18 protein-coding genes and 1 riboswitch are annotated in these 20,962 nt (G+C 66.3%); of the genes, 5 read left to right on the top strand and 13 right to left on the bottom strand.

The annotated features are described in order from the left end of the window. The first annotated feature begins 88 nt into the window (after window positions 1–88). Genes F3J44_RS18955 through F3J44_RS18945 form a run of 3 tightly spaced genes read left to right on the top strand, consistent with a single transcriptional unit; the run spans window position 89 to window position 5,685 of the window. Window positions 89–1,342: a TolC family protein gene (locus F3J44_RS18955; protein WP_167275013.1), complete on the top strand. Its 1,254-nt coding sequence runs from the start codon at window positions 89–91 to the stop codon at window positions 1,340–1,342. Continuing rightward, window positions 1,335–2,531 carry an efflux RND transporter periplasmic adaptor subunit gene (locus F3J44_RS18950; RefSeq protein WP_167275011.1) on the top strand — a complete coding sequence of 399 codons (1,197 nt, stop codon included), beginning with the start codon at window positions 1,335–1,337 and terminating at the stop codon, window positions 2,529–2,531. The genes F3J44_RS18955 and F3J44_RS18950 overlap by 8 nt, the downstream gene beginning before the upstream one ends. Before the next feature lie 16 nt (window positions 2,532–2,547). Further along, on the top strand, window positions 2,548–5,685 hold the full coding sequence (locus F3J44_RS18945; protein ID WP_167275008.1) for a CusA/CzcA family heavy metal efflux RND transporter: 3,138 nt from the start codon (window positions 2,548–2,550) through the stop codon (window positions 5,683–5,685). A 116-nt stretch (window positions 5,686–5,801) separates the two neighbouring features. On the opposite strand, the gene F3J44_RS18940 is transcribed toward F3J44_RS18945, so the two are convergent. The 7 genes from F3J44_RS18940 to F3J44_RS18910 all read right to left on the bottom strand — a co-directional run bounded on the left by F3J44_RS18940 (window position 5,802) and on the right by F3J44_RS18910 (window position 13,651). Next, window positions 5,802–7,136 carry an MFS transporter gene (locus F3J44_RS18940; RefSeq protein WP_167275006.1) on the bottom strand — a complete coding sequence of 445 codons (1,335 nt, stop codon included), beginning with the start codon at window positions 7,134–7,136 and terminating at the stop codon, window positions 5,802–5,804. Between the two features lie 266 nt (window positions 7,137–7,402). Further along, on the bottom strand, window positions 7,403–8,137 hold the full coding sequence (locus F3J44_RS18935; protein ID WP_167275003.1) for a hypothetical protein: 735 nt from the start codon (window positions 8,135–8,137) through the stop codon (window positions 7,403–7,405). Between the two features lie 141 nt (window positions 8,138–8,278). After that, window positions 8,279–10,429: a TonB-dependent siderophore receptor gene (locus tag F3J44_RS18930; protein WP_167275001.1), complete on the bottom strand. Its 2,151-nt coding sequence runs from the start codon at window positions 10,427–10,429 to the stop codon at window positions 8,279–8,281. Window positions 10,430–10,497: 68 nt separating this feature from the next. Then, complete coding sequence (locus tag F3J44_RS18925) at window positions 10,498–10,908, bottom strand: DUF2946 family protein (protein ID WP_167274998.1); 411 nt, start codon at window positions 10,906–10,908, stop codon at window positions 10,498–10,500. 64 nt (window positions 10,909–10,972) lie between these two features. Further along, complete coding sequence (locus F3J44_RS18920; RefSeq protein WP_167056124.1) at window positions 10,973–11,749, bottom strand: ParA family protein; 777 nt, start codon at window positions 11,747–11,749, stop codon at window positions 10,973–10,975. Between the two features lie 117 nt (window positions 11,750–11,866). Then, window positions 11,867–12,889, bottom strand: coding sequence for a UV DNA damage repair endonuclease UvsE (gene uvsE, locus F3J44_RS18915; protein ID WP_167274996.1), 1,023 nt, complete (start codon window positions 12,887–12,889; stop codon window positions 11,867–11,869). Window positions 12,890–13,171: 282 nt separating this feature from the next. Beyond that, entirely contained in the window at window positions 13,172–13,651 is a 480-nt protein-coding gene (locus F3J44_RS18910) for a hypothetical protein (RefSeq protein ID WP_167274993.1), read from the bottom strand. Window positions 13,652–13,760: 109 nt separating this feature from the next. Between F3J44_RS18910 and F3J44_RS18905 the strand changes: the two genes are divergently transcribed. Beyond that, window positions 13,761–14,261 carry a GNAT family N-acetyltransferase gene (locus F3J44_RS18905; RefSeq protein WP_167274990.1) on the top strand — a complete coding sequence of 167 codons (501 nt, stop codon included), beginning with the start codon at window positions 13,761–13,763 and terminating at the stop codon, window positions 14,259–14,261. Window positions 14,262–14,362: 101 nt separating this feature from the next. After that, the gene (locus F3J44_RS18900) at window positions 14,363–14,707 is read left to right on the top strand and encodes a hypothetical protein (protein WP_167274988.1); all 345 of its coding nucleotides are present in this window, start codon (window positions 14,363–14,365) and stop codon (window positions 14,705–14,707) included. Here F3J44_RS18900 and F3J44_RS18895 read toward each other — a convergent pair. From F3J44_RS18895 to F3J44_RS18870, 6 genes are all read right to left on the bottom strand, one after another. After that, a complete protein-coding gene (locus F3J44_RS18895; RefSeq protein WP_167274985.1) occupies window positions 14,662–15,999 on the bottom strand; it encodes an OprD family porin in 1,338 nt (445 codons plus the stop codon). The genes F3J44_RS18900 and F3J44_RS18895 overlap by 46 nt on opposite strands. Next, window positions 15,996–16,430, bottom strand: a complete 435-nt coding sequence (locus F3J44_RS18890) for a pseudoazurin (RefSeq protein WP_167056081.1) — start codon at window positions 16,428–16,430, stop codon at window positions 15,996–15,998. The genes F3J44_RS18895 and F3J44_RS18890 overlap by 4 nt, the downstream gene beginning before the upstream one ends. A 17-nt stretch (window positions 16,431–16,447) precedes the next feature. After that, window positions 16,448–17,236 (bottom strand): ABC transporter ATP-binding protein, encoded by a 789-nt coding sequence (locus tag F3J44_RS18885; RefSeq protein ID WP_167056077.1) that lies wholly within the window; start codon window positions 17,234–17,236, stop codon window positions 16,448–16,450. Next, window positions 17,233–18,249 carry an iron ABC transporter permease gene (locus F3J44_RS18880; protein ID WP_167056073.1) on the bottom strand — a complete coding sequence of 339 codons (1,017 nt, stop codon included), beginning with the start codon at window positions 18,247–18,249 and terminating at the stop codon, window positions 17,233–17,235. Before F3J44_RS18880 ends, F3J44_RS18885 begins: the two co-directional genes overlap by 4 nt. Continuing rightward, complete coding sequence (locus F3J44_RS18875) at window positions 18,249–19,259, bottom strand: ABC transporter substrate-binding protein (RefSeq protein ID WP_167274982.1); 1,011 nt, start codon at window positions 19,257–19,259, stop codon at window positions 18,249–18,251. The genes F3J44_RS18880 and F3J44_RS18875 overlap by 1 nt, the downstream gene beginning before the upstream one ends. 107 nt (window positions 19,260–19,366) lie before the next feature. After that, window positions 19,367–19,567: riboswitch (cobalamin riboswitch) on the bottom strand. A gap of 28 nt (window positions 19,568–19,595) precedes the next feature. Then, window positions 19,596–20,762 carry a DUF1624 domain-containing protein gene (locus tag F3J44_RS18870; protein ID WP_167274979.1) on the bottom strand — a complete coding sequence of 389 codons (1,167 nt, stop codon included), beginning with the start codon at window positions 20,760–20,762 and terminating at the stop codon, window positions 19,596–19,598. Window positions 20,763–20,962 lie beyond the last annotated feature (200 nt).

The following is a 20,962-nucleotide window of genomic DNA, read 5'->3' as shown; positions in this document are numbered from 1 at the left end:
ATTACAGAATCGTAATCTTCACGCCACCCCCCCGATAACCAGCCCCTCTTACAGTCCCTCGCCAACGCTTGTCGACGAGGACTTCAACGTGCCCATCCCCCGCAAAATCGCCTGGCTCTGCCTGCTCTGGGCAGCCTGCGCCAGTGCCCAGGCCAGCCAGGGCCTGAGCCTGGCACAGGCGCTCGACGCCGCCTTCGCCAACAACCCGGAGCTGGCCGCCGCCAGCCGCGAAACCGGCATCGCCGAGGGTGAGCGGCGCCAGGCCGGGCTGATCCCCAACCCGGAGCTGTCCTGGGAGGTCGAAGACACTCGCCGTGCCACCAGCACCACCACCGTTACCCTGAGCCAGGCACTGGAGCTGGGCGGCAAGCGTGGTGCGCGCATCGCCGTAGCCGGCAGCGGGCAGGCCATCGCCCAGCTGGACCTGGAGCGCCAGCGCAATGGCCTGCGCGCCGATGTGGTGCAGGCGTTCCATGCTGCCTTGCGCGCACAAACTGCGCTGGAATTGGCGCAGCAGTCCCAGGCCTTGACCGAGCGGGGCCTGCGCGTGGTGCAGGGGCGTGTCACGGCGGGCCAGACGCCACCGGTGGAAGCCACCCGCGCCCAGGTGCAGCTGGCCCAGGCCCAGGCCCAGGTGCGCCGCGCGACTACCCAGCGCAGCGTGGCCTACCAGGCCCTGGCGCGGTTGACCGGCAGCCCGCAAGCCAGCTTCGATCAACTCCAGGCCGCCAGCTTGTCGCCTGGCGCTGCACCCAGCGCCGACAGCCTGCTCGCCCGGGTGGAGCAGACCGTGGAATGGCGACTGGCCGCCGCCCAGGTGGCGCGTGGCGAGGCGACGCTGGGTGCGGAAAAAGCCCAGCGTGTCCCTAACCTCACCGTCAGCCTCGGCAGCCAGTACAGCCGCGAGGACCGCGAGCGGGTCAACGTGGTTGGGCTGTCGATGCCCTTGCCCTTGTTCGACCGCAACCAGGGCAACGTACTGGCCGCCGCACGCCGCGCCGACCAGGCGCGCGACCTGCGCAATGCCGTCGAGCTGCGCCTGCGCAGCGACACCCATAGCGCGGTCAGCCAATGGCACACGGCCATGCAGGAGGTGGACGCCTACGACCGCACCATCCTGCCCTCGGCGCAGCAGGCGGTGGACACCGCCACCCGCGGCTTCGAGCGCGGCAAGTTCGCCTTTCTCGACGTGCTCGACGCCCAGCGCACCTTGATCGAGGCGCGCGGGCAGTACCTGGACGCCCTGGCCTCGGCCACCGATGCGCGGGCCCAGGTCGAACGGATCTACGGCGACCTTGACCCATCGCGCCACCTTTCCATCAGCAGGAGCAGCAATGACTAACCCACGCAAGATAGCCCTCCTGGCCGCTGCCGTGGCCGTGCTCGGGCTTGGTGGCCTGGCCTGGACCGGCAACCTCGGCCTGGCCAACATTGGCCACGCCAAGCATGACGAGCACGGCGAAGACAGCCACGGCCATGGTGAACAAGCCGGCGAGGCGCATGAGGAAGAAGAGGGCGCGCTGCACCTGTCCAGCGCCCAGATCGAGGCGGCCGGCATCCAGCTGGCCGCCGCCGCCCCGGGTGAGCTGGGCAACACCATCAGCTTCCCCGGTGAAATCCGTTTCGATGAAGACCGCACCGCCCACGTGGTGCCCCGCGTGCCGGGGGTGGTCGAGGCCGTGCAGGCCGAGCTGGGCCAGGCGGTCAAGCGCGGCGAGGTGCTGGCGGTCATCGCCAGCCAGCAGATTTCCGACCTGCGCAGCGAGCAGCAGGCCGCCCAGCGCCGCCTGGAGCTGGCGCGCCTGACCTTCCAGCGCGAGCAGCAGCTGTGGCAGGAACGGATCAGCGCCGAGCAGGATTACCTGCAGGCCCGCCAGGCCCTGCAAGAGGCCGAGATCGCCCTGGCCAATGCCCGCCAGAAAGTCGCTGCCGTGGGCCCGGCCGGTGCCGGCAACCGCTACGAACTGCGTGCCCCGTTCGATGCCGTGGTGGTGGAAAAGCACCTGACTGTGGGCGAAGTGGTCGACGTGACCAGCAACGCCTTCACCCTGTCCGACCTGAGCCGGGTCTGGGCCACCTTCGCGGTTGCCCCGCGCGATCTGGCCAAGGTCACCCAGGGGCGCAGCGTCACCGTCAGTGCGCCGGACCTGGGGGCCGAGGTCGAGGGCAAGGTCAATTATGTCGGCAGCTTGCTGGGTGAGCAGAACCGCGCTGCCACCGTGCGCGCCAGCCTGGCCAACCCCAATGGCGCCTGGCGCCCCGGCCTGTTCGTCAGTGTCGCGGTAAGCGTCGAGCGGTTCAGCGCCGCGGTGGTGGTGCCCGAGAGCGCGTTGCAAACCTGGGAGGCGCAAACGGTGGTGTTTGCCCGTACCGAAGAAGGCTTCCAGGCGCGCCCGGTGAACACCGGCCGCCGCGACGCCGGCCAGGTGGAAATCACCGCGGGCCTGGCGGCCGGCACCCAGGTGGCTGCCGCTGGCAGCTTCGTCCTCAAGTCCGAGCTGGGCAAGGCTTCGGCCGAGCACAGCCATTGATCGCGGGGACGCTTGCATGTTCGAACGCCTGATCCAATTTGCCATCGAGCAGCGCCTGGTGGTGATGCTCGCCGTGCTCCTGATGGCCGCCGTGGGCATCCACAGCTACCAGAAACTGCCCATCGACGCGGTGCCCGACATCACCAACGTGCAGGTGCAGATCAACACCGCTGCACCGGGTTACTCGCCGCTGGAAACCGAGCAGCGCATCACCTTTGCCATCGAGACTGCCATGGCCGGCCTGCCAGGCCTGCAGCAAACCCGCTCGCTGTCGCGCTCGGGCCTGTCCCAGGTCACGGTGATCTTCGAAGACAGCACCGATATCTTCTTTGCCCGGCAACTGGTCAACGAGCGCCTGCAAGTGGCGCGGGAACAGCTGCCCGAAGGCATCGAGGCCAGCATGGGGCCGATTTCAACGGGCCTGGGCGAGATCTTCCTGTGGACGGTGGAAGCCGAAGACGGTGCGTTGAAGGATGACGGCACCCCCTACACACAGACCGACCTGCGGGTGATTCAGGACTGGATCATCAAGCCGCAACTGCGCAATGTGCCCGGTGTCGCCGAAGTGAACAGCATTGGCGGGCACGCCAAGCAGTACCTGATCGCACCCGAGCCCAAGCGCCTGGCCGCCTACAAGCTGACCCTCAACGACCTGATCGCGGCGCTGGAACGCAACAACGCCAACGTCGGCGCCGGTTACATCGAGCGCAACGGCGAGCAGTTGCTGATCCGTGCGCCGGGCCAGGTGGCTTCGGCCCAGGACATTGCCAACATCGTCATTGCCAGCGCCGATGGCGCGCCCATTCGGGTCAGCCATGTCGCCCAGGTTGGCCTGGGCGAGGAGCTGCGCTCGGGTGCGGCCACCGAAAATGGTCGGGAAGTGGTGCTGGGCACGGTGTTCATGCTGATCGGCGAGAACAGCCGCACGGTGTCCCAGGCGGTGGCGGCCAAGCTTGCCGACATCAACCGCAACCTGCCCAAGGGTGTGCACGCGGTGACCGTGTACGACCGCACCCACCTGGTGGAAAAGGCCATCGCCACGGTGAAGAAGAACCTGGTCGAGGGCGCGATCCTGGTGATCGCCGTGCTGTTCCTGTTCCTTGGCAACATCCGCGCCGCGCTGATCACTGCCCTGGTCATTCCGTTGTCGATGCTGTTCACCTTCACCGGCATGTTCAGCAACAAGGTCAGCGCCAACCTGATGAGCCTGGGCGCGCTGGACTTCGGCATCATCGTCGACGGCGCGGTGGTGATCGTGGAGAACGCGATTCGCCGCCTGGCCCATGCCCAGCAGCGCCACGGCCGCATGCTGACCCGCGCCGAGCGCTTCCACGAGGTGTTCGCCGCCGCCCGCGAGGCACGGCGGCCGCTGATCTACGGGCAGCTGATCATCATGGTGGTGTACCTGCCGATCTTTGCCCTGACCGGGGTCGAGGGCAAGATGTTCCACCCCATGGCCTTCACCGTGGTGCTGGCGCTGCTGGGGGCGATGATCCTCTCGGTGACCTTCGTGCCGGCGGCCATCGCGCTGTTCGTCACCGGCAAGGTCAAGGAGGAGGAGGGGGTGGTGATGCGCACGGCCCGCCAGCGCTATGCCCCGGTGCTGGCCTGGGTGCTGGGCCGGCGCCGGCAGGCGTTTGCCGGTGCCGCCGTGCTGGTGCTGCTGTCCGGTGTGCTGGCCACGCGCATGGGCAGCGAGTTCATCCCCAGCCTCAGCGAAGGCGACTTTGCCTTGCAGGCCCTGCGCGTGCCGGGCACCAGCCTGTCGCAATCGGTGGACATGCAAAAGCGCCTGGAGCAGGCGATCATCACCCAGGTGCCGGAGGTGGAGCGGGTGTTCGCCCGCACCGGCACCGCCGAGATCGCCTCCGACCCGATGCCGCCGAACATTTCCGATGCCTACGTGATGCTGCGCCCCCAGGCGCAATGGGCAGACCCGGGCAAATCCCGCGATGCCCTGATTGGCGAAGTACAGCGCGCCGCCGCCAGTGTGCCGGGCAGCAACTACGAGTTGTCGCAGCCGATTCAATTGCGCTTCAACGAACTGATCTCCGGCGTGCGCAGCGATGTGGCGGTGAAGGTGTTTGGCGATGACATGGACGTGCTCAACCGCACCGCCGCGCAGATCGCCGCACGCCTGGGCCAGGTGCCGGGGGCGTCGGAGGTAAAGGTGGAACAGACCACCGGCCTTCCGGTGCTGACCATCGACATCGACCGCGACAAGGCCGCACGCCATGGCCTGAACGTAGGCGAGGTGCAGGACGCCATCGCCATTGCCGTGGGCGGGCGCACCGCCGGCACGCTGTATGAAGGTGATCGCCGCTTCGACATGGTGGTACGCCTGCCGGAAACCCTGCGCACCGATGTCGACGGGTTGTCCAGCCTGTTGATCCCGGTGCCGGCCAGTGCCGCTTCGGGCGCTGCACAGGTTGGCTTCATCACGCTGTCGCAGGTGGCCACGCTGAACCTGCAACTGGGCCCCAACCAGGTCAGCCGCGAGGATGGCAAGCGGGTGGTGGTGGTCAGTGCCAACGTGCGCGGGCGCGACCTGGGTTCGTTCGTTGAAGAGGCCGAGCAGGCGTTGCAGCAACAGGTGGCGATTCCACCGGGCTACTGGACCCGCTGGGGCGGCCAGTTCGAGCAGTTGCAGTCGGCGGCCGAGCGTTTGCAGGTGGTGGTGCCGGTGGCGTTGCTGCTGGTGATGGCACTGCTGTTGATGATGTTCAACAACCTCAAGGATGGCTTGCTGGTGTTCACCGGTATTCCCTTCGCCCTGACCGGCGGGGTGCTGGCGCTGTGGCTGCGGGACATTCCGCTGTCGATTTCCGCCGGGGTGGGGTTTATCGCGCTGTCCGGGGTGGCGGTGCTCAACGGCCTGGTGATGATTGCCTTCATTCGCAGCCTGCGTGAGGAAGGGCGTAGCTTGCGGGTGGCCGTCGAGGAAGGCGCGTTGACGCGCTTGCGGCCGGTGCTGATGACGGCGCTGGTGGCTTCGCTGGGCTTTATTCCGATGGCCCTGGCCACCGGCACCGGGGCCGAAGTACAGCGGCCGCTGGCGACGGTGGTGATTGGCGGGATCCTGTCGTCGACGGCGCTGACCTTGCTGGTGTTGCCGGCCTTGTATCAATGGGCCTACAGGCGCGAGGAGGATTGAAAACCTGGGGCCGCGTTGCGGCCCATTCGCGGGCAAGCCCGCTCCCACAGGGGCCTGTGTTGTAGCTGTGGGAGCGGGCTTGCCCGCGAATGGGCTGCAACGCAGCCCCAGTATTCTCAGCTCGAAGTGCGAACTTGAGGGTTTACCTCACTGGCCGCTTCATCGTGCAACGATATCCGCGATGTCTCCGGCAACCCCAAGCCCCCTACCAGTGCCAGCAGCGCAATCACCACCAGGTAAAACGCCGGCGCCAGGCTGCTCCCGGTCTGCCCGATCAGCCAAGTCGCCACCAGTGGTGCAGTGCCGCCAAACAGCGTGTACGCCACGTTGTAGGTAATCGCCGAGGCGGTGTAGCGGGTACGGGTAGGGAAGGTTTCCGAGAGCAACGCCGCCGTCACCACGCCACTGCTCAAGGCCCCCACCGCCAGCAGGATCACCCCCAACAGCGCCCCGCTCATCGAGCCGGAACTGGCCAGCCAGTACGCCGGGAACACGCACAGCATGACCCACAGGCAGGTGAAGCCGATGGTTTTGCGCCGCCCCACCCGGTCCGAGAAGGCCCCGGCCAACGGGCAGCCGACCGCGGCGAACAGCAGTGCCACGGTGGTCACCAGCAACGACTGGGCGCGGGTGAGGTTGCCAACCAGTTGCAGGTAGGTGGCGAAGTAGGTGGTGAACATGTAGAACGACAACGCCGTCAGCGAGATGAACATGCCCAGGTTGCGAATCGCCCGGCCATGGTGGCGCAGGGTGTCCTTGAGCGGCGAATGTTCATGTTGCTTGCCTTGGGCGACGGCTTCGCGAAATGCCGGCGTCTCTTCCATGCGCCAGCGCAGGTATAACCCCACCAGCCCCAGCGGTGCCGCCACCAGGAACGGAATGCGCCACCCCCAGGCGGCCATGGCGTCGGCCGACAGGCTGGCCTCCAGGCCATAGGCGATCACCGCCGCGCAGGCGAAGGCGGAAAAGGTGGAAACCGGCACGAAGCTGCCGTAGAACGCGCGCTTGTCACGCGGGGCATGCTCCATCAGGTAGGCACAGGCCCCCGCGTACTCGCCGCCGGCGGAAAAACCCTGCAGGCAGCGCGCCAGGGTGAGCAGCGCCGGTGCCGCCAGGCCGATGCTGGCGTAGGTGGGCAGCAGGCCGATCAAGGTGGTGGAGCCGGCCATCAGCAATATGGTCAGCGACAGGATACGCTTGCGCCCCAGGCGGTCACCCAGGGCCCCGAACACGATGCCGCCCAGTGGGCGCAGGGCAAAGGCCACGGCGAATACCGCGAAGGTCTTGAGCAAGGCCACGCTGGCGTCTTCGCTGGCGAAGAACTGGCTGGCGATCAGCGTGGCCAGGAAGCCGTAGACGGCGAAGTCGAACCATTCGACGAAGTTGCCGATGGCCGAAGCGGCGATGACCCGGCGCAAGGTGGCGGGGGATACCTCATGAGATGTGGACATGTGCGAGTGCTCCGTTGTCCATAGGCAGCCTGGAAGAATGTGGCACGGTCGGGCCGCGCCATCGTTGTTGTCAGGGCCAGTAGACCGGGGGGCAGGGCGGGGCACTTCTTCGTGTGCGACCTCGGGATACCTGTTACGGCCTGGAAGGCTGCACCGCTTTGGTAGGAGCGAGCGCAGCTCGCGATACGATCCCCCAGGCGGGTTCATTCCTTGAGGGATGTTGCGCCCGCCAGATCGCATCGCGAGCTGCGCTCGCTCCTACCGGGTTAGGGGCGGCCGACGCGCCAGGGGGCGTAATCGAGTTCGCTGGAGCCCTTGGCCACGCCGTGCATGTCGGGCGCAAAGCCCGGCATGCGGCTCAGGTCCAGGGCCAGGCAACGGCTGTTCAGCCGGGACTGCAGGTCGCCGTCCAGGCGAAAGTCATCTGGCCGCAGCGGGTGCGGGTGCAGTTGCACCAGGCAGGCTTCAAGCTTGCCCTGGGCATTGGCCTGATAGAACACCGAGGCCCTGCCGACGCTGGTCACTGGTTGATCGCGCAGCAAATGCTCCCAGAAAAATGCGCGGCGGGCGTTCGCCTGCGCGAGGCCGTTACCCAGTGGCAACTGCACAATCAACGGTGCAATCAACTCCAGCGTGTCTTTTTCGCCATACATGGCGTTGGGCACCACGGGGTAGATGGTCTTCCAGCACTGCGCCTCGACCAGCTTGGCCAGCGCCTTCTCGTTCGTGCGTTGCACATCGCCCGGCAAGTTCTGGTTGTCTTTCGCCTGAGACCTGAGCGTTTTGCAGCCAACAGGTACCGAATGCCGGTCGAGGATCAGCTGCAGCCTGGCGACGCCTACCTGCTTGCTGGTAAAGGCTGTGGCAATGCTTCCAATGATGGCGTGTTGCACGTCGTGAATGAAGGCTTTGCGGGCCTGCGCATCCACGTCGGGGGCGGTGCGGGCCTGGCAGCCCGCCAGGGCGGTAACCAGCAGTGCGAGCGATAATGATCTGTACACGTAAACTTCCTTGCAATGGCATGAGCCGGCATGAACGAGGGTGCACAGTATTGTTGAGAGTGAACTCGGAAATTGGGCGGCTGAAGGGTAGGAGGTTTCTGAATGCAAGTGCCGGCGCGGCTGCCGGCACAGGCAATCCCGTTAGAAACGCACGTCCAGCGCCACTTCCAAGGTGCGCGGCGCGCCCATGTAGTACTGCAGCCCATAGGCCTGCTTGGCGTACACCTCATCGGTCAGGTTGCGCACCCGCCCGGTGACGGTGGTGTGCGCATCGAGCCGGTAGCGGGCGAAAGCGCCATACAGGGTGTAGGCCGGCGCCTTCAGGGTATTGGCGTTGTCTGCGTACACCGAGCCGACATAACGGGCATCCACCCCCGCCGACCAGTCCGGGGTCAGGCTGTAGGTCAGCCACAGGTTGGCGACGTTGGCCGGCACGTTCACCGGCGCATTGCCCTTGCGTGACACCGACACCCCGTTGACCGCCTCGTTGAACCGATCGTACTGCGCATCGACGTAGGCATAGTTACCCTCGGCCAGCAGTTTCGGCGTTACCTGCAAGCGCCCCGACAGCTCGATGCCGCGGGAGGTCTGTTGGCCGGCCTGCACGGTCAGGTTGGGGTTGCTGGAATCGCGCACGGCGAAATCCTTGCGCACGATCTGGTACAGCGCCACGGTTGCCGCGCCGCGGCCGTCGAGAACGTCGAACTTGCTGCCCACTTCCCACTGCTCGCCCTTGGACAGGTCGAACAGCCCCACATTGGAGTAGGTAGCGGCCGCCAGCGACCCGGCCGGCAGGTCGGCGGCGGTGCTGTATTGCCCATAGAAGCTCACCGCCGGGGTCAGCGCGTAGGTCAGGCCGATGCGCCCGGACAGCGGCTCCCAGCGCCGTTCGAAGTAGGCCGGTGAGGTGGCCGACACCGCGCCGTAGTTGGTCACTTGCATGTCCAGGTAGTCGTAGCGCAGGGCTGTCAGCAGGGCCAGGCGGTCGGTCAGTTGCAGGCGGTTTTCGGCGAACACCGCGCGGTTGCTGGTGACGTGCCGGCGTTGCTTGGTCAGGCCGGCATTCACCCCGGGGATGTCCTGGAAACTGCCAGGGTCGAAGTGCTCCGGGTCGACCACATCGCTCCAGCTGCCGGAGGTTGGGTACACGCTCTGGCGCATGTGCGAGTAGTCCAGGCCCAGCGACCATTGGCTGGCCAGGCCGAGCAGGCGGTTGTCGTGGCGCAGTTCGATACGGTCGCCCAGCACGCTCTGCTCATGGCGCTGCAGGTAGGGGCTGGAGCGCAGCACGTTGCCGTCGGCGGTGTAGCGGTAGCCTTCGAGGTTGCGGTAATCGCGCTGGGCGCTGTAGTGGTAGAGGGTGTTCTGCACGCTGGTGCTGTCATCGACCTGGTAGTCGAGGATCGAGCGCAACCAGCGTACCCGCTGTTCGTAGCGCCCGTCAGCGACGTTGTAGTTCTCGAAGCGGCGGCTGTTGTCGATCTTCATGGTACTGCGCCCGGGCAGGATCGGTGTGCCCCAGTACGGGCTGCGTTCGCGGTCCTCCTGGTATTCCAGCGCCAGGGTGTGGGTGAGGTTGGGCGCCAGGTCGCTGAGCAGGGAGAAGGCCAGGCTGTCGGTTTGCCGTTCGTTGCGGTCGATGTAGCCGTTGCCCTGGCTGTGGCTGTAGTCCAGGCGCATGAAGTGACGGGCATCGGCGGGGTTGCTGGCCAGGGCCTGGTTGACGCCGAAGGCCACCTCGCTGTCATCGAAACTGCCGTAGCGGATGCGCCCGTCGACGGTGTGCGGGTCGCGGCTGGCGGTTTTGCTGATGTAGTTGATCGAGCCACCGACCGCGCCTGCGCCATGCAGGAACGACGACGGCCCGCCCAGCAGTTCGACGCGGTCCAGCCCCCAGGCGTCCACCGGCCGGGTGGCGCTGCTGTAGCCCAGGTTGATGCCGTTGTAGAGCTGGGTGACCTGGTTCTGGGTAAAGCCGCGGTAGCTGACGAAGCCGCCATAGCCGGGGTTGGCCGAGGCGTTGACGCCGGTCATGGCGTTGATCACGTCCTGGCTGTCCTTGGCATCGCGTTGCTCGATCACGCGGCGGTCCGCAACGCTGACCGAGGCCGGTGTTTCGCGGGCCGTCAGGCCCAGCCGCGAGCCAGTATGAATAGGCTCGTCCAGTTGCACGCCGGTCGGTGCTTCAAGCTCGCCATCGATGGTGGTTGCACTGAGTTCGATGGCGGCGTTGTCCGCCCAGGCGAAGCTGCAGGTGCTCATCATGAGCACCAGGGAGGTCTTGCGGAACATGGTGTAGGGTCTTCCACGCAAAGGTCATGGCTGACGGCGAGCGCGCAGGCAGGCGCGCCCGGCTGAGGTCAGGCGAAATGAGTAACGGCTGCGGGGAAGGTGGAGGGTGGAGCGCGGGGCGTGAGGGCAGGGCGTTGCTGGCGCGGCGGTGGTTGCGCCCAGCTGCGCACGACGATGGGCGCCGTGGCGCGGGCTTGCGCCGGGGTGGACGACCAACCGCCGCTGCTGAGCGCCACGGCCAGGCCGAACGAGGAGCACACCGGGCAATCGAGCTGGGCCATGTGCTGGTCACCGCCGGCGCCATCGAGGTCGATGGCCACGCCATGCTCGCTGTTGACGGCGCAGAAACCACCTTCGAGGCCGGCCAGGCGCAGGCCACCCATCTGGCCATGGTGCAGGCCGCACAGCAACAGGCTGAACAGGACGCTGGCATAGAGCGCCCAGGCCGTCAGCGTGCGGGTGTGCCGGGTGATTTTCATGGCGGCGAATCTATCACCCGGACGAACGGCAGGGTAGTGCCTGGGCGCGGCAGGTTGTCGCAGGTCAGGCGGCGCGTTCGAGCAGGTCGAGCAGCTCGACGAATTCCTGGGCCAGCTTGTGGCGCGGCGCCAGGTGCACCAGCGGCACCGAGGCCTGGTGGGATTCGCGCATCTTGATCGAACTGCTCAGGTACACCGGCAGCACGGGCATGCCCTCGTCACGCAGTTGCTCGACCAGGGTCTGGTGCAGCGCGGTGCGCCCGGCGAACTGGTTGACCACCACGCCTTCCACTTGCAAGGCCGGGTTGTGGTCCTGGCGCAGCTCCTCGACCTCGGCCATCACGCTGTGCAGGGCCTGGCGCGAGAAACTGTCGCAGTCGAACGGAATCAGCAGGCGCTCGGCCGCCACCAGGGCGCTGAAGGTGTAGAAGTTCAGCGCCGGCGGCGTGTCGATGTAGATGCGTTCGTAGTCCTCGCCCAGCTCTACCAGCAGCTTGCGCAGCTTGTTGATCTTGAACTTGCTCTCCAGCTTGCTTTGCAGGTCGCTGAGGTCGGGGCTGGCGGTGACCAGGTGCAGGTTGTCGTAGCGGGTGGGGGTAATCGCCACGCGGTGTTTCTTGCCCGAGGCCGTGACCGGGGAGAGGGTTTGCCGGAAGAAGTCGGCGATGCCGGCGGGAATGGCGTCGTCGGTCAGGCCGGTGAGGTAGTAGGTGGCGTTGGCCTGGGGGTCGAGGTCGACCAGCAGGGTGCGGTAGCCCTCGGCAGCACTGGCGGCGGCGAGGTTGCAGGCGATGCTCGACTTGCCGACGCCACCTTTCTGATTGAAAACCACACGACGCATGAGACGCTCATCCATGAAGAAGGGAAATGTCAGGTTGGGGTCAATCCTATGACCGAAAGACGACAGTTTTATGACAAGTGTAGAACATGTAGGAGAGCGCGTAGCTCGCGCCGACCATTACGGGTGAGATTCGATATAGCGCCGGTAGAAGTCCAGCGTTGCCAGGTTCTTGTCCTTGGCTTCGAACATGATGTCGAACCGGTCGAGGAACGCCAGCGCATAGCGGTTGGTCCAGTCGTTCCACATCTGCGCGCTGTGTTGATACAGGTCGCGCTTGTTCACCCGCTCCAGCAATGCCGGGATGGTCAGCTTGCTGTCGGCATCAAAGCCCAGTGCCTGCAGGCTTTCGGGTGGCTGCGAGTAGTGCATGGTCGGCCGCACGCCGCGCCAACTGTCGATCACCTGCGCCACCCGCGGGTCGTGCGGGTCGATGTAGTCGCCTTCGTGAATCCAGCAGTGGTGAATGTCCAGCACCACCGGCGCCAGGTCGGCGAGGCTCAGGCAGTCGTCGACGCCGTAGGTTTTCTCGTCGTTCTCGAAGGTGATCACGTTGCGCGCCACCTGCGAAAGCCTTGGCCAAACCTGGCGCACGCCCTCGGCACCCAGGCGCCCGGCAATGTGCACGTTGCACTTGAGGTCCTGGAAGCGCAGGCCATAGCCCATCAGGCGGATCATGTCGGCGTGGTACTCGAACTCGGCCAGGCTGTTTTCCACCACCTCGGCGCGGTCCGAGCCCAGTACGCAGTACTGGCCGGGGTGGAACGACAGGCGAATGTCCTGATCCCGGGCCAGGCTGCCGATGGCCGCGAAGCCGGTGGCCATCAGGGCCTGGAACGCGGGGTCGCGGTACAGCGGCGCTACGCTTGGGTGGCTGTAGAGCGGCAGCAGGTCGCTGCTCAGGCGCAACATGCGCAGCATGGGCGGCAGTTCGCTGACATAGGCCAGCAGGCGCACCTGTGCGTCGAGGTTGTGTTGCACCAGCTCCAGCAGCTTGGCCCGTGCGGCTTCGGGGGCTGCGCTGGAGAGCCAGCGCAGGGTGGTGGTGCGCGGGTTGAAGGGGCGCTCGATGGCGTCCAGGGCCTTGGCCGGCAGGCGCTGGTCGGGATGGCGGTACATGCAGGCGAAGCCCAGGCGGGGCATGGTGAGTCTCCAGAGCAATCGGTGTTGGTTGGACCCTTTCGGGCCACAGAAAGATCACTTGTGCCTGTGCCGGCCACCCACCGCGTCATCAATCTCCAGGCCGCCGCCGCCCCGGTAGGAGCGAGCGTAGCTCGCGATGGGGCGCGCAGCGGCCCCAGGGTTTCAGCTTCGCGCCTGATAGCGCCGGGGCTGCTTTGCAGCCCATCGCGAGCTTCGCTCGCTCCTACCGGTCGCGTGCGCGTTGGTAACGCGAGCCGCGAACGCCGGTGCCAGGTTTACCGTTCAGGCGCCAGGTTTTTCCAATGCCTGCAACTCATCCTCAACCTGCTGCATCCGCTGCTCGGCCAGGGCCTGCACCTTCTGGTCCCGCGCCGTCTCGCGCATCAACCCGGTGAGCTTTTCGCTCAACTGCTTGCCCGCTTCGGTGTCTTCCAGCGCCTTGGCCTTGGCCGGGTCACGGGTGGCGTCGACGATGGTGGCGAACTCGGCATCGCTGAAGTTCTTCTCGCTGTACAGCTTGAACAGGTCCTGGCGCTGGTCTTCCACCGTCAGGTGCTTGCGCAGCACCTCGGCGATGGTGGCTTCACCGAGCTGAGGGTGGGTGCGGGCGAGCAGGTTGGCCATGCGCTCGATGTTGTGGTCGTAAGCCTCCTGCAGCGGCAGGTTGGCCAGGATCTGCTCCTCGCGGGTGGGTTTCTGGTCGCAGGCGGTGAGGGCAGCGGTGAACAGCAGGGGCAACAGCAACGTCGGGATGCGGGGCATGGGGTGGCCTTGGGCGGGTATTTCAAAGCGCCGATTATACCGGGGTTGGGTTGTCAGCATTGAGCCAGTGCGGTAGAAAATCGCTCGCCCACAGCACGCCGCCATCACCATGCCCAACTGGATCATCCAAACCCCGAGCCGCGACCGCATCAGCGAAGTCGTGGCGTTCATCGACAGCGCCCGGCGCGAGCTTTTTCCAATGCTCGCAGGCTCGCCCTTGCCCAGGGACCTGGCCGATTTTGCCGGCACGTACCTGGCTGGCCGAGGGCACTTCCTGGAAGCGCGGGACCAAGGCCGGCTGATCGCGGGCATCGGCTACCTTCCGTATGACCACCGCTTCGCGCAACTGGACTACCACGGCAAGCGCGTGGTCGAGGTGGTGCGCCTGTTCGTGTTGCCCGAGTACCGCCGTCACGGCCTGGCTGCCGCATTGTTTGCCGCCTTGCGCGAGCATGCCGCCGAAGCAGGTGTGCAGTGCCTGTACTTGCACACCCACCCGTTCCTGCCCGGTGCGATCCGCTTCTGGGAACGGCAGGGCTTTGCGCTGACCGATGTGGAAGAAGACCCGGTGTGGCAGACCACGCACATGGAACATTGGCTGCAGATGTAGGCAAATTCCTACACGATGCAGCACGGCCCAAACACCCGGTTCATAGGCATTCCCCCGCCAATTCCTTACCTTCACGCGCTTTGCATGAAGGAACAACTTGGATGGCCCATCTTGCGCTGTACAAGCTCGAACTGCTCGATGAGTTCGAATGCCGTGATGACGACTGGACCTGCAGCGACTTCGAACGCCGGCTGCTGCAGGTGCGGCCCAAGGTGTTCAGCCAGGATGCCGCCGGCATCATCGGCATGGCACACAAGGACGGCAGTTGGCCGCGGACGGTGAAGCGTTTCGTGCTGACTCGCCATCAGGCTGGCCAGCCGACCCGCGAACTGTTGCCGCAGGTCGTCGCCAGGTTGTCGGCCCAGGAGCGGCGCGAGTGGGGGCTAGGCGAACCGGCGGCTCAGAACCCGCCCGAAAGCGGCCACTCCACCGCCAGGCGGATTTGATCGCCATCGAGCTCCGCCTGCGCCGTGTTGCCCCGGTGCACATTGTGCCGCAGCGAAAAGGTGGTGCCCTTGGCCTTGCCGCTCTGCACCACGTAACGTGCCTCCAGGTCGCGTTCCCAGTGCTTGCCGCCCTTGCCGTAGCCCAGGTAGGCGTAGCCGCCGTTGGGGTCGACATGGGTACCGTCGATGTCGAAGCCGCGCACGTACAGCGCAGTCAGGTTCAAGCCGGGCACGCCATAGGCGCCCATGTTCAAGTCGTAGCGCGCCTGCCATGACTTCTCGTTCGGCGCGTTGAAGTCCGACATCTGCACGGCGTTGGCGATGTAGATGGCCCCGCGGGTGACATAGTCGAACGGCGTGTTGCCGTCTACTTGCTGCCAGCCGAAGCTGAAGCTGTGCGGGCCCTGGGCGTAGCGCGAAACCAGGCTCCAGGTGGTGTTGTCGATGCGCCCGGACAATGCCTTGCCGGTGTCGGTGGTGCGGTACAGGTTCAGGTCCAGGCTCAGGCTGCGGCGGTCGTCCAGGGCGTGGGTGAGGGTACTGCCCAGGTAGCTCTGGTTCCAGGTGTCTTCGTAGCGCGAGGTGTACAGGCTGCCACTGAAGGCCGCGCTGGGGTTCCAGACTACGCCGGCGAGGTCGAAGCTGTTGCCTTGGCGGGCGTTGGAGTAGTTCACCACGAAGCCCTGGTCGTGGCTTGAGGCGTTGCGGTCGGTGCTTTCGTTGAAGTGGCCGGCGACCAGCTTGAGGGTGTCGATTTCACTGCTGGTGAGGAAGAAACCGGTGGCGGTTTCCGGCAGCAGGCGGCTGTCCGAGGAACTGAACACCGGCGTTTTCACCCGTTGTTCGCCGTAGGACAGCACCGTGTTGGACACCCGCACCTTCAGCGCCGCGCCGCCACGGCTGTATTCGTTCTTGGAGTGGCCGTCGTTGTCCACGCCCAGCAGGCGCGCCTTGCCGGCCCGGCCGCCGCCGCTGTCGAGCTGCACGCCCTGGTAGGCGTGGGCATCGACGCCAACGCCGATCAGGCCCTGGGTGAACCCGGACTGGAAGGTGCCCATCAGGCCGTAGGCCCATTCCTCGGCCATGCCATTGCGTTCGCTGCGTGGCTTGTAGGCGTTGCGCGCACCGCTGTTGCGCCCACCGTGCTTGTAGTCGCGCTGGTCATACACCGTTCGGTTGAGCAGGCTCCAGCTGCTGTCTTCGATGAAGCCCTTGCTTTGCGATTGCGCCGAATCTGCCAGCGCGAAGGGCGCCAGGCTAGCCAGTGGCAGGCTGAGCAGCAGGCACTTCATTGCCCGCCCTCCAGCTGTTGCAACTGGGCGGCGAAGCGCGCCTTGGCCCGTGCCGGCAGCGCCTCTGGCAGTTCTGCAGGGGCACCATCCCCCACCTGCACCACCATCACCATGCCCATGGCCAGGTGTGGAATGCACTGGATGCCGTACACCCCAGGCACCGTGAAGGTCTGCTCGTAGGGCTGGTTGAGCTTGCTCTTGAACGCCTCGGCACCGGCTGGCAGCAACCCGGGCACGCTGGCCGCGTTGTGGCCGCTCTGGGTGGGCAGGAAGCGCACCGTGTCGCCCGGAGCGATGCGCAGGTGATCGGGTTCGAAGACCATGGCCCCGGCGGGGCCGCGGTTGAGCATCTTCACTTCGTGCACGTCAGCCCAGGCTGGGGCGGCGGTCAGGGCGCTGGCGAGCAGCAGGGCGGCAGGGCGCAACAACATGGCAGGAACTTCCTGGTTCAGGGGGCGCGAAAACGCAGGATGCGCGCGCCGTCGTAAGGGTCGGTAAGGTAATGGGCGTGCACGCCGAAGGTGCTCAGCAGGCGCTCGGGGGTCAGCACCTCAAGGGGCTTGCCCAGGGCGACCAGGTGGCCTTTGTCGAGCACCGCCAGGCGGTCGCAGGTCAGCGCCTGGTTGAGGTCGTGCAGGGCCACCAGGGTGGTCACCGGCAACGCCTGCACCTGCTGCAGCAGGCTCAGCTGATGCTGGATGTCGAGGTGGTTGGTCGGTTCGTCGAGCAACAGCACCTGTGGGCGCTGGGCCAGGGCGCGGGCAATGTGCACGCGCTGGCGCTCGCCGCCGGACAGTGAGTTCCAGATGCGCGTGCGCAGGTGCGTGGCGTCGAGGTCGGCCAGGGCCTGTTCGACAATGGCGCGGTCGGCGTTGGAAAACGGCGCAAGGGCCGACAGCCAAGGCGTGCGACCCAGCGCCACGGCATCGAACACGCTGATGGCGTCGAGGGTGTCGGCCTGCTGCTCGACCAGCGCCAGGGTTTGCGCGATGCGCCGGCGCGGCAGGCGGGCCAGCGGTTCACCGAGCAGCTGCACGCTGCCGGTACCCGGTGTGCGCAACCCGGCCAGCAACTTCAGCAGCGACGACTTGCCCGAGCCATTGGGGCCAACGATGCCCAAGGTTTCGCCAGCCAGCACGGTGAGGTCGATGTTGCACAGCACGGTATTGCCCGATAGTTGCAGGCCCAGGCCGCTGCAGGCGAGGGGGGCGAGCTGGGCGGTAGGCATGGCGGTCATGGGCGCCCCCGGCGGCTGACCAGGATCAGCGCGAACACCGGTGCACCGATCAACGCGGTGACCACGCCCACCGGAATCACCTGGCCGGGGATCAGCGTGCGCGACAGCACGTCGGCGGCAATCAGGAACAGCGCACCGCCCAGGGCGCTGGCCGGCAGCAGGCGGCTATGGCCGGGGCCGAGCAGCAGGCGCAGGGCGTGGGGGATCACCAGGCCGACGAAACCGATGGCGCCGACGATCGACACCATCACTGCCGTCACCAATGCGGCGCAGCTAATCAGCAGCAATTGCGTGCGGCGCACGGCGATGCCCAGCGAGGCGGCCGAATCGGCGCCGAAGGTGAAGGCATCCAGCGCCCGGCGGTGCCACAGGCACACCGCCAAGCCAAACAGGGCCACCGGCAGGGCCAGCCACACCGAGGGCCAGCGCACCCCGCTGAGGTTGCCCAGCAGCCAGAACAAGATACCGCGGGCTTGCTCGGCGGTGGCCGACTTGGTGATGAGAAATGCGGTGAGGGCATTGAACAGCTGCGAACCGGCAATGCCGGCCAGAATCACCTGGGCATTGTTGCTGCTCGGCCCGGCCGCACGGGCCAGTACCAGCACCAGGGCGAACGCTGCCAGCGCGCCGATGAAGGCGCCACCGGACATGCTCAGGGCAACACTGCCCAGGCCCAGCAGGCCAACCAGTACGGCGCCGGTCGAGGCCCCGGCAGACAACCCCAGCAGGTAGGGTTCGGCCAGCGGGTTGCGCAGCAGCGCCTGCAGAATCACCCCACAGGTTGCCAGGCCCGCGCCGCAGGCAGCGGCGACCAGGGCGCGGGTCAGGCGGTAGTTCCAGACGATGCCGGCGTCGATTGGGTCGACCGGGTAGCCCGCTTGCCACAGGTGGTTGGCCAGCACCTGGAAAACCACCTGGGGTGACAGGCTGGTTTCGCCAATGGCGGTGCCTGCGAGCAAGGCGGCAACCAGGGCCAGCAGGGCCAGGGCGCTGTAGGGCAACAGGCGTTTCATCACTGGGCTGCTTTACCGCTGGCAAAGGCCGCAGACAGCGTCTGCAGGCCGCGGAACAGGCGAATGCCGGCCTGCATGGCGTCGGCGTCGAGCACGATGATGCGGTTGTGCTTCACCGCGTCCATGTTGCGCGTGACCGGGTCTTTATGCAGGAATTCGAGCTTTTTCTGGTAATCGTCGGCCGGGAAGCGGCGGCGGTCCATGCGCGCGATGATCAGCCAGGTCGGGTTGGCCTTGGCCAGGGTTTCCCAGCCCACGGTCGGCCATTCTTCGGTCGATTCCACCACGTTGCGCACGCCCAGGGTGCGCAGCATGAAGTCGGCCACGCCTTGGCGGCCGGCAACATAGGGGTCGATGTCGAGGTCGGCGCTGGAGAACCAGAACAGCGCCGAGGTGTTGGCCAGGTCCTTGCCCGCCAGCTGCTGGCGGGCGCTGTCCAGTCGGCCCTTGAGGTCGGCGTTCAGCGCCGCACCGCGGTCTTGCACGTCGAAGATCTCGGCCAGTTGGCTGACGCTCTTGTAGATGCTGTCGACCTGGAAGGCCTGCAAGCGGGTGCCGTCGGCGCCCACCAGGTTGTCCTTGCCTTCGCAGTCCGAGGGCAGCAGGTAGGTGGGGATGTTCAGCTCGCCGAACTGCTCGCGGGTGGCCACCACGCCCTGGGCGCCGACCATCCATTCGAACTGCACGGCCACCAGTTGCGGGCGCTTGCCGACCACGGCCTCGAAGCTTGGGTCGTTGTCGGCCAGGCGCGGCACCTTGGCGTTCACCGCCTGGTACTCGGGCAGCACATTGTTGAACCACAGCGACGTGCCGGCCAGCTTGTCGCCAAGGCCCAGCGCATAGAGCATTTCGGTGCCGGCCTGGCCGATGGTCACGGCACGCTCAGGGGCCTGGGCGAAGGTCTGCGGCACGCCGCAGTTGTCGACGGTCAACGGGTAGTGGGTAGCGGCGGCCTGGGCCAGGCTGGCCAGGCTCAGGCCAGCGAGCAGGGCGGTGGAGCGAAGCAGCATGCGGGTGATCTCCTATCGAATGGTTCTGGTGAGGAACGCACGGACAGGCATCGCCGCGCCTTTGCAGGCGCAAAGGCAACACAGATGGCCATCCCGGACACCCCGCCGGTTGGTGAATGTTTGCCGGCAGGTCTCCTGACTGGTGCGTCACAGCCCGGCTCCGGCCTTCCCGGGCATTGGCCCAGTGGCATCGATGGAGCAGGCTCGGCACCTACAGTTGCGGGGGCAGTTCCGATTGGCGCGCCGTGCAGGCGGGCCCGGGATTCCCTATTAGTTCCGTGGTGGAAACCGGCGGGCCGCATGGTAGACCATCGGGCCGCCGGGCAAAAGCGCAAATCAGAAGTACTTGAGCCAGCGAAGGTCGCGCCGGCGCGCCTTGAGCCGGGCAAACCAGCGCACCGGCAGGTACAACGCCACGGCCAGCAGTACCGCGCTCAGCCATACCGAGGCGATGCTGTCGAAGCCGAAGTAGTCGCCGTGGTTAAGGCCCAGCAGCGCCACGCAGGCCAGGTACAGCAGCTTGAGCACGTACAGGTGCAGCAGGTAGAAGAACATCGGCGCTGCGCCGAACACGGCCAGGGCGCTGATCCAGCGGGCAAGCCCGGCGCGCTCGAAGGCGCGCAGCAACAGCAGGCCGCAGCCCAGGGTCAGGGCCAGGAACAGCAGTGATGGCGGGTACTTGGTGATGTTGAAGAAGCTCATCAGCGTCTGCGTCACGGTCGGGTAGCCGCTCCAGGGGGCTTCGCCATAGCCGTTGTAGATGCGCAGCACCATGAAGCCGAGCAGGGCGATCACCCCGGCCAGCAGCAACCGGTGCTGGCGCTCGCCGGCCTCGCTGCCACGGGCGAACCAAGGGCCGATGCAGTAGCCCAGGGCGATCACGCCGATCCATGGCAGCACCGGGTAGGAGGTGCGCAGGCGCAGGGTGTCGGACACTTCCAGCCAGCCGCGGTCGTGGAGGATTGCCCACGGCACGTGCAGCGCCGATTCCACGCCGAAGTGCAGGCCGTCGAACAGGTTGTGCCCGGCGATGATCGCGGCACCCAGGGCGAACAGGGCGGGGCGTGGCAGCCACACCAGCAGCGACAGGGCGATCATGCTCACGCCGATGGCCCAGATCACTTGCATGTAGACCACGCTCGGTGGCAGCTGGAAGGTCCAGGCGAAGTTGACCAGGGTGAACTCCAGCACCACCAGGAACAGGCCGCGCTTGAACAGGAACGCCGAGACGTCGCTGCGGCCCTGGTATTTCTCGCCGTACAGCCAGGCCGACAGGCCGGTGAGCAGGACGAACACCGGGGCGCACAGGTGGGCCAGGGTACGGCTGGCGAACAGCGACGGTTCGGTGACGTCGATGGTCATCGGGTCGCTGACCTGGCGGTGCAGGAAGAAGGTTTCGCGCACGTGGTCGAGCAGCATGAACAGGATCACCAGGCCGCGCAGGGCATCGATGCTCTGCAGGCGCTGGGTGAGCAGGGTGGGGGTGGCTGAGGCGCTGGTCATGGAAAGGGTCGCAGGCAGGAATGAATGTCAAATGAAACGTTATCTTATAACTAATTCATTTGCGGTTGATAGCGATTTTTTGTATAGCCTGGGCTGGCCTCTTCGAGACTCGCGTTTTCACCCGTTTACGGTGGATGAACTGGTAGGAGCGAGCGCAGCTCGCGATGGGCTGAAAACCGGGGCCGCTGCGCGCCCCATCG

It is taken from the genome of Pantoea sp. Tr-811, assembly GCF_011752535.1.
GTDB lineage: Bacteria > Pseudomonadota > Gammaproteobacteria > Pseudomonadales > Pseudomonadaceae > Aquipseudomonas.
Note: the sequence above shows the minus strand (reverse complement) of the source record. Positions and strands in the feature narration are given on the sequence as shown.

Bases quoted from the DNA above. Each gene is read 5' to 3' on its own strand.
- F3J44_RS18950 (WP_167275011.1), top strand. From the start codon at position 1,335: ATGACTAACCCACGCAAGATAGCCCTCCTGGCCGCTGCCGTGGCCGTG.
- F3J44_RS18945 (WP_167275008.1), top strand. From the start codon at position 2,548: ATGTTCGAACGCCTGATCCAATTTGCCATCGAGCAGCGCCTGGTGGTG.
- F3J44_RS18940 (WP_167275006.1), bottom strand. From the start codon at position 7,136: ATGTCCACATCTCATGAGGTATCCCCCGCCACCTTGCGCCGGGTCATC.
- F3J44_RS18930 (WP_167275001.1), bottom strand. From the start codon at position 10,429: ATGTTCCGCAAGACCTCCCTGGTGCTCATGATGAGCACCTGCAGCTTC.
- F3J44_RS18925 (WP_167274998.1), bottom strand. From the start codon at position 10,908: ATGAAAATCACCCGGCACACCCGCACGCTGACGGCCTGGGCGCTCTAT.
- F3J44_RS18920 (WP_167056124.1), bottom strand. From the start codon at position 11,749: ATGCGTCGTGTGGTTTTCAATCAGAAAGGTGGCGTCGGCAAGTCGAGC.
- uvsE (WP_167274996.1), bottom strand. From the start codon at position 12,889: ATGCCCCGCCTGGGCTTCGCCTGCATGTACCGCCATCCCGACCAGCGC.
- F3J44_RS18910 (WP_167274993.1), bottom strand. From the start codon at position 13,651: ATGCCCCGCATCCCGACGTTGCTGTTGCCCCTGCTGTTCACCGCTGCC.
- F3J44_RS18905 (WP_167274990.1), top strand. From the start codon at position 13,761: ATGCCCAACTGGATCATCCAAACCCCGAGCCGCGACCGCATCAGCGAA.
- F3J44_RS18900 (WP_167274988.1), top strand. From the start codon at position 14,363: ATGGCCCATCTTGCGCTGTACAAGCTCGAACTGCTCGATGAGTTCGAA.
- F3J44_RS18895 (WP_167274985.1), bottom strand. From the start codon at position 15,999: ATGAAGTGCCTGCTGCTCAGCCTGCCACTGGCTAGCCTGGCGCCCTTC.
- F3J44_RS18890 (WP_167056081.1), bottom strand. From the start codon at position 16,430: ATGTTGTTGCGCCCTGCCGCCCTGCTGCTCGCCAGCGCCCTGACCGCC.
- F3J44_RS18885 (WP_167056077.1), bottom strand. From the start codon at position 17,236: ATGACCGCCATGCCTACCGCCCAGCTCGCCCCCCTCGCCTGCAGCGGC.
- F3J44_RS18880 (WP_167056073.1), bottom strand. From the start codon at position 18,249: ATGAAACGCCTGTTGCCCTACAGCGCCCTGGCCCTGCTGGCCCTGGTT.
- F3J44_RS18875 (WP_167274982.1), bottom strand. From the start codon at position 19,259: ATGCTGCTTCGCTCCACCGCCCTGCTCGCTGGCCTGAGCCTGGCCAGC.
- F3J44_RS18870 (WP_167274979.1), bottom strand. From the start codon at position 20,762: ATGACCAGCGCCTCAGCCACCCCCACCCTGCTCACCCAGCGCCTGCAG.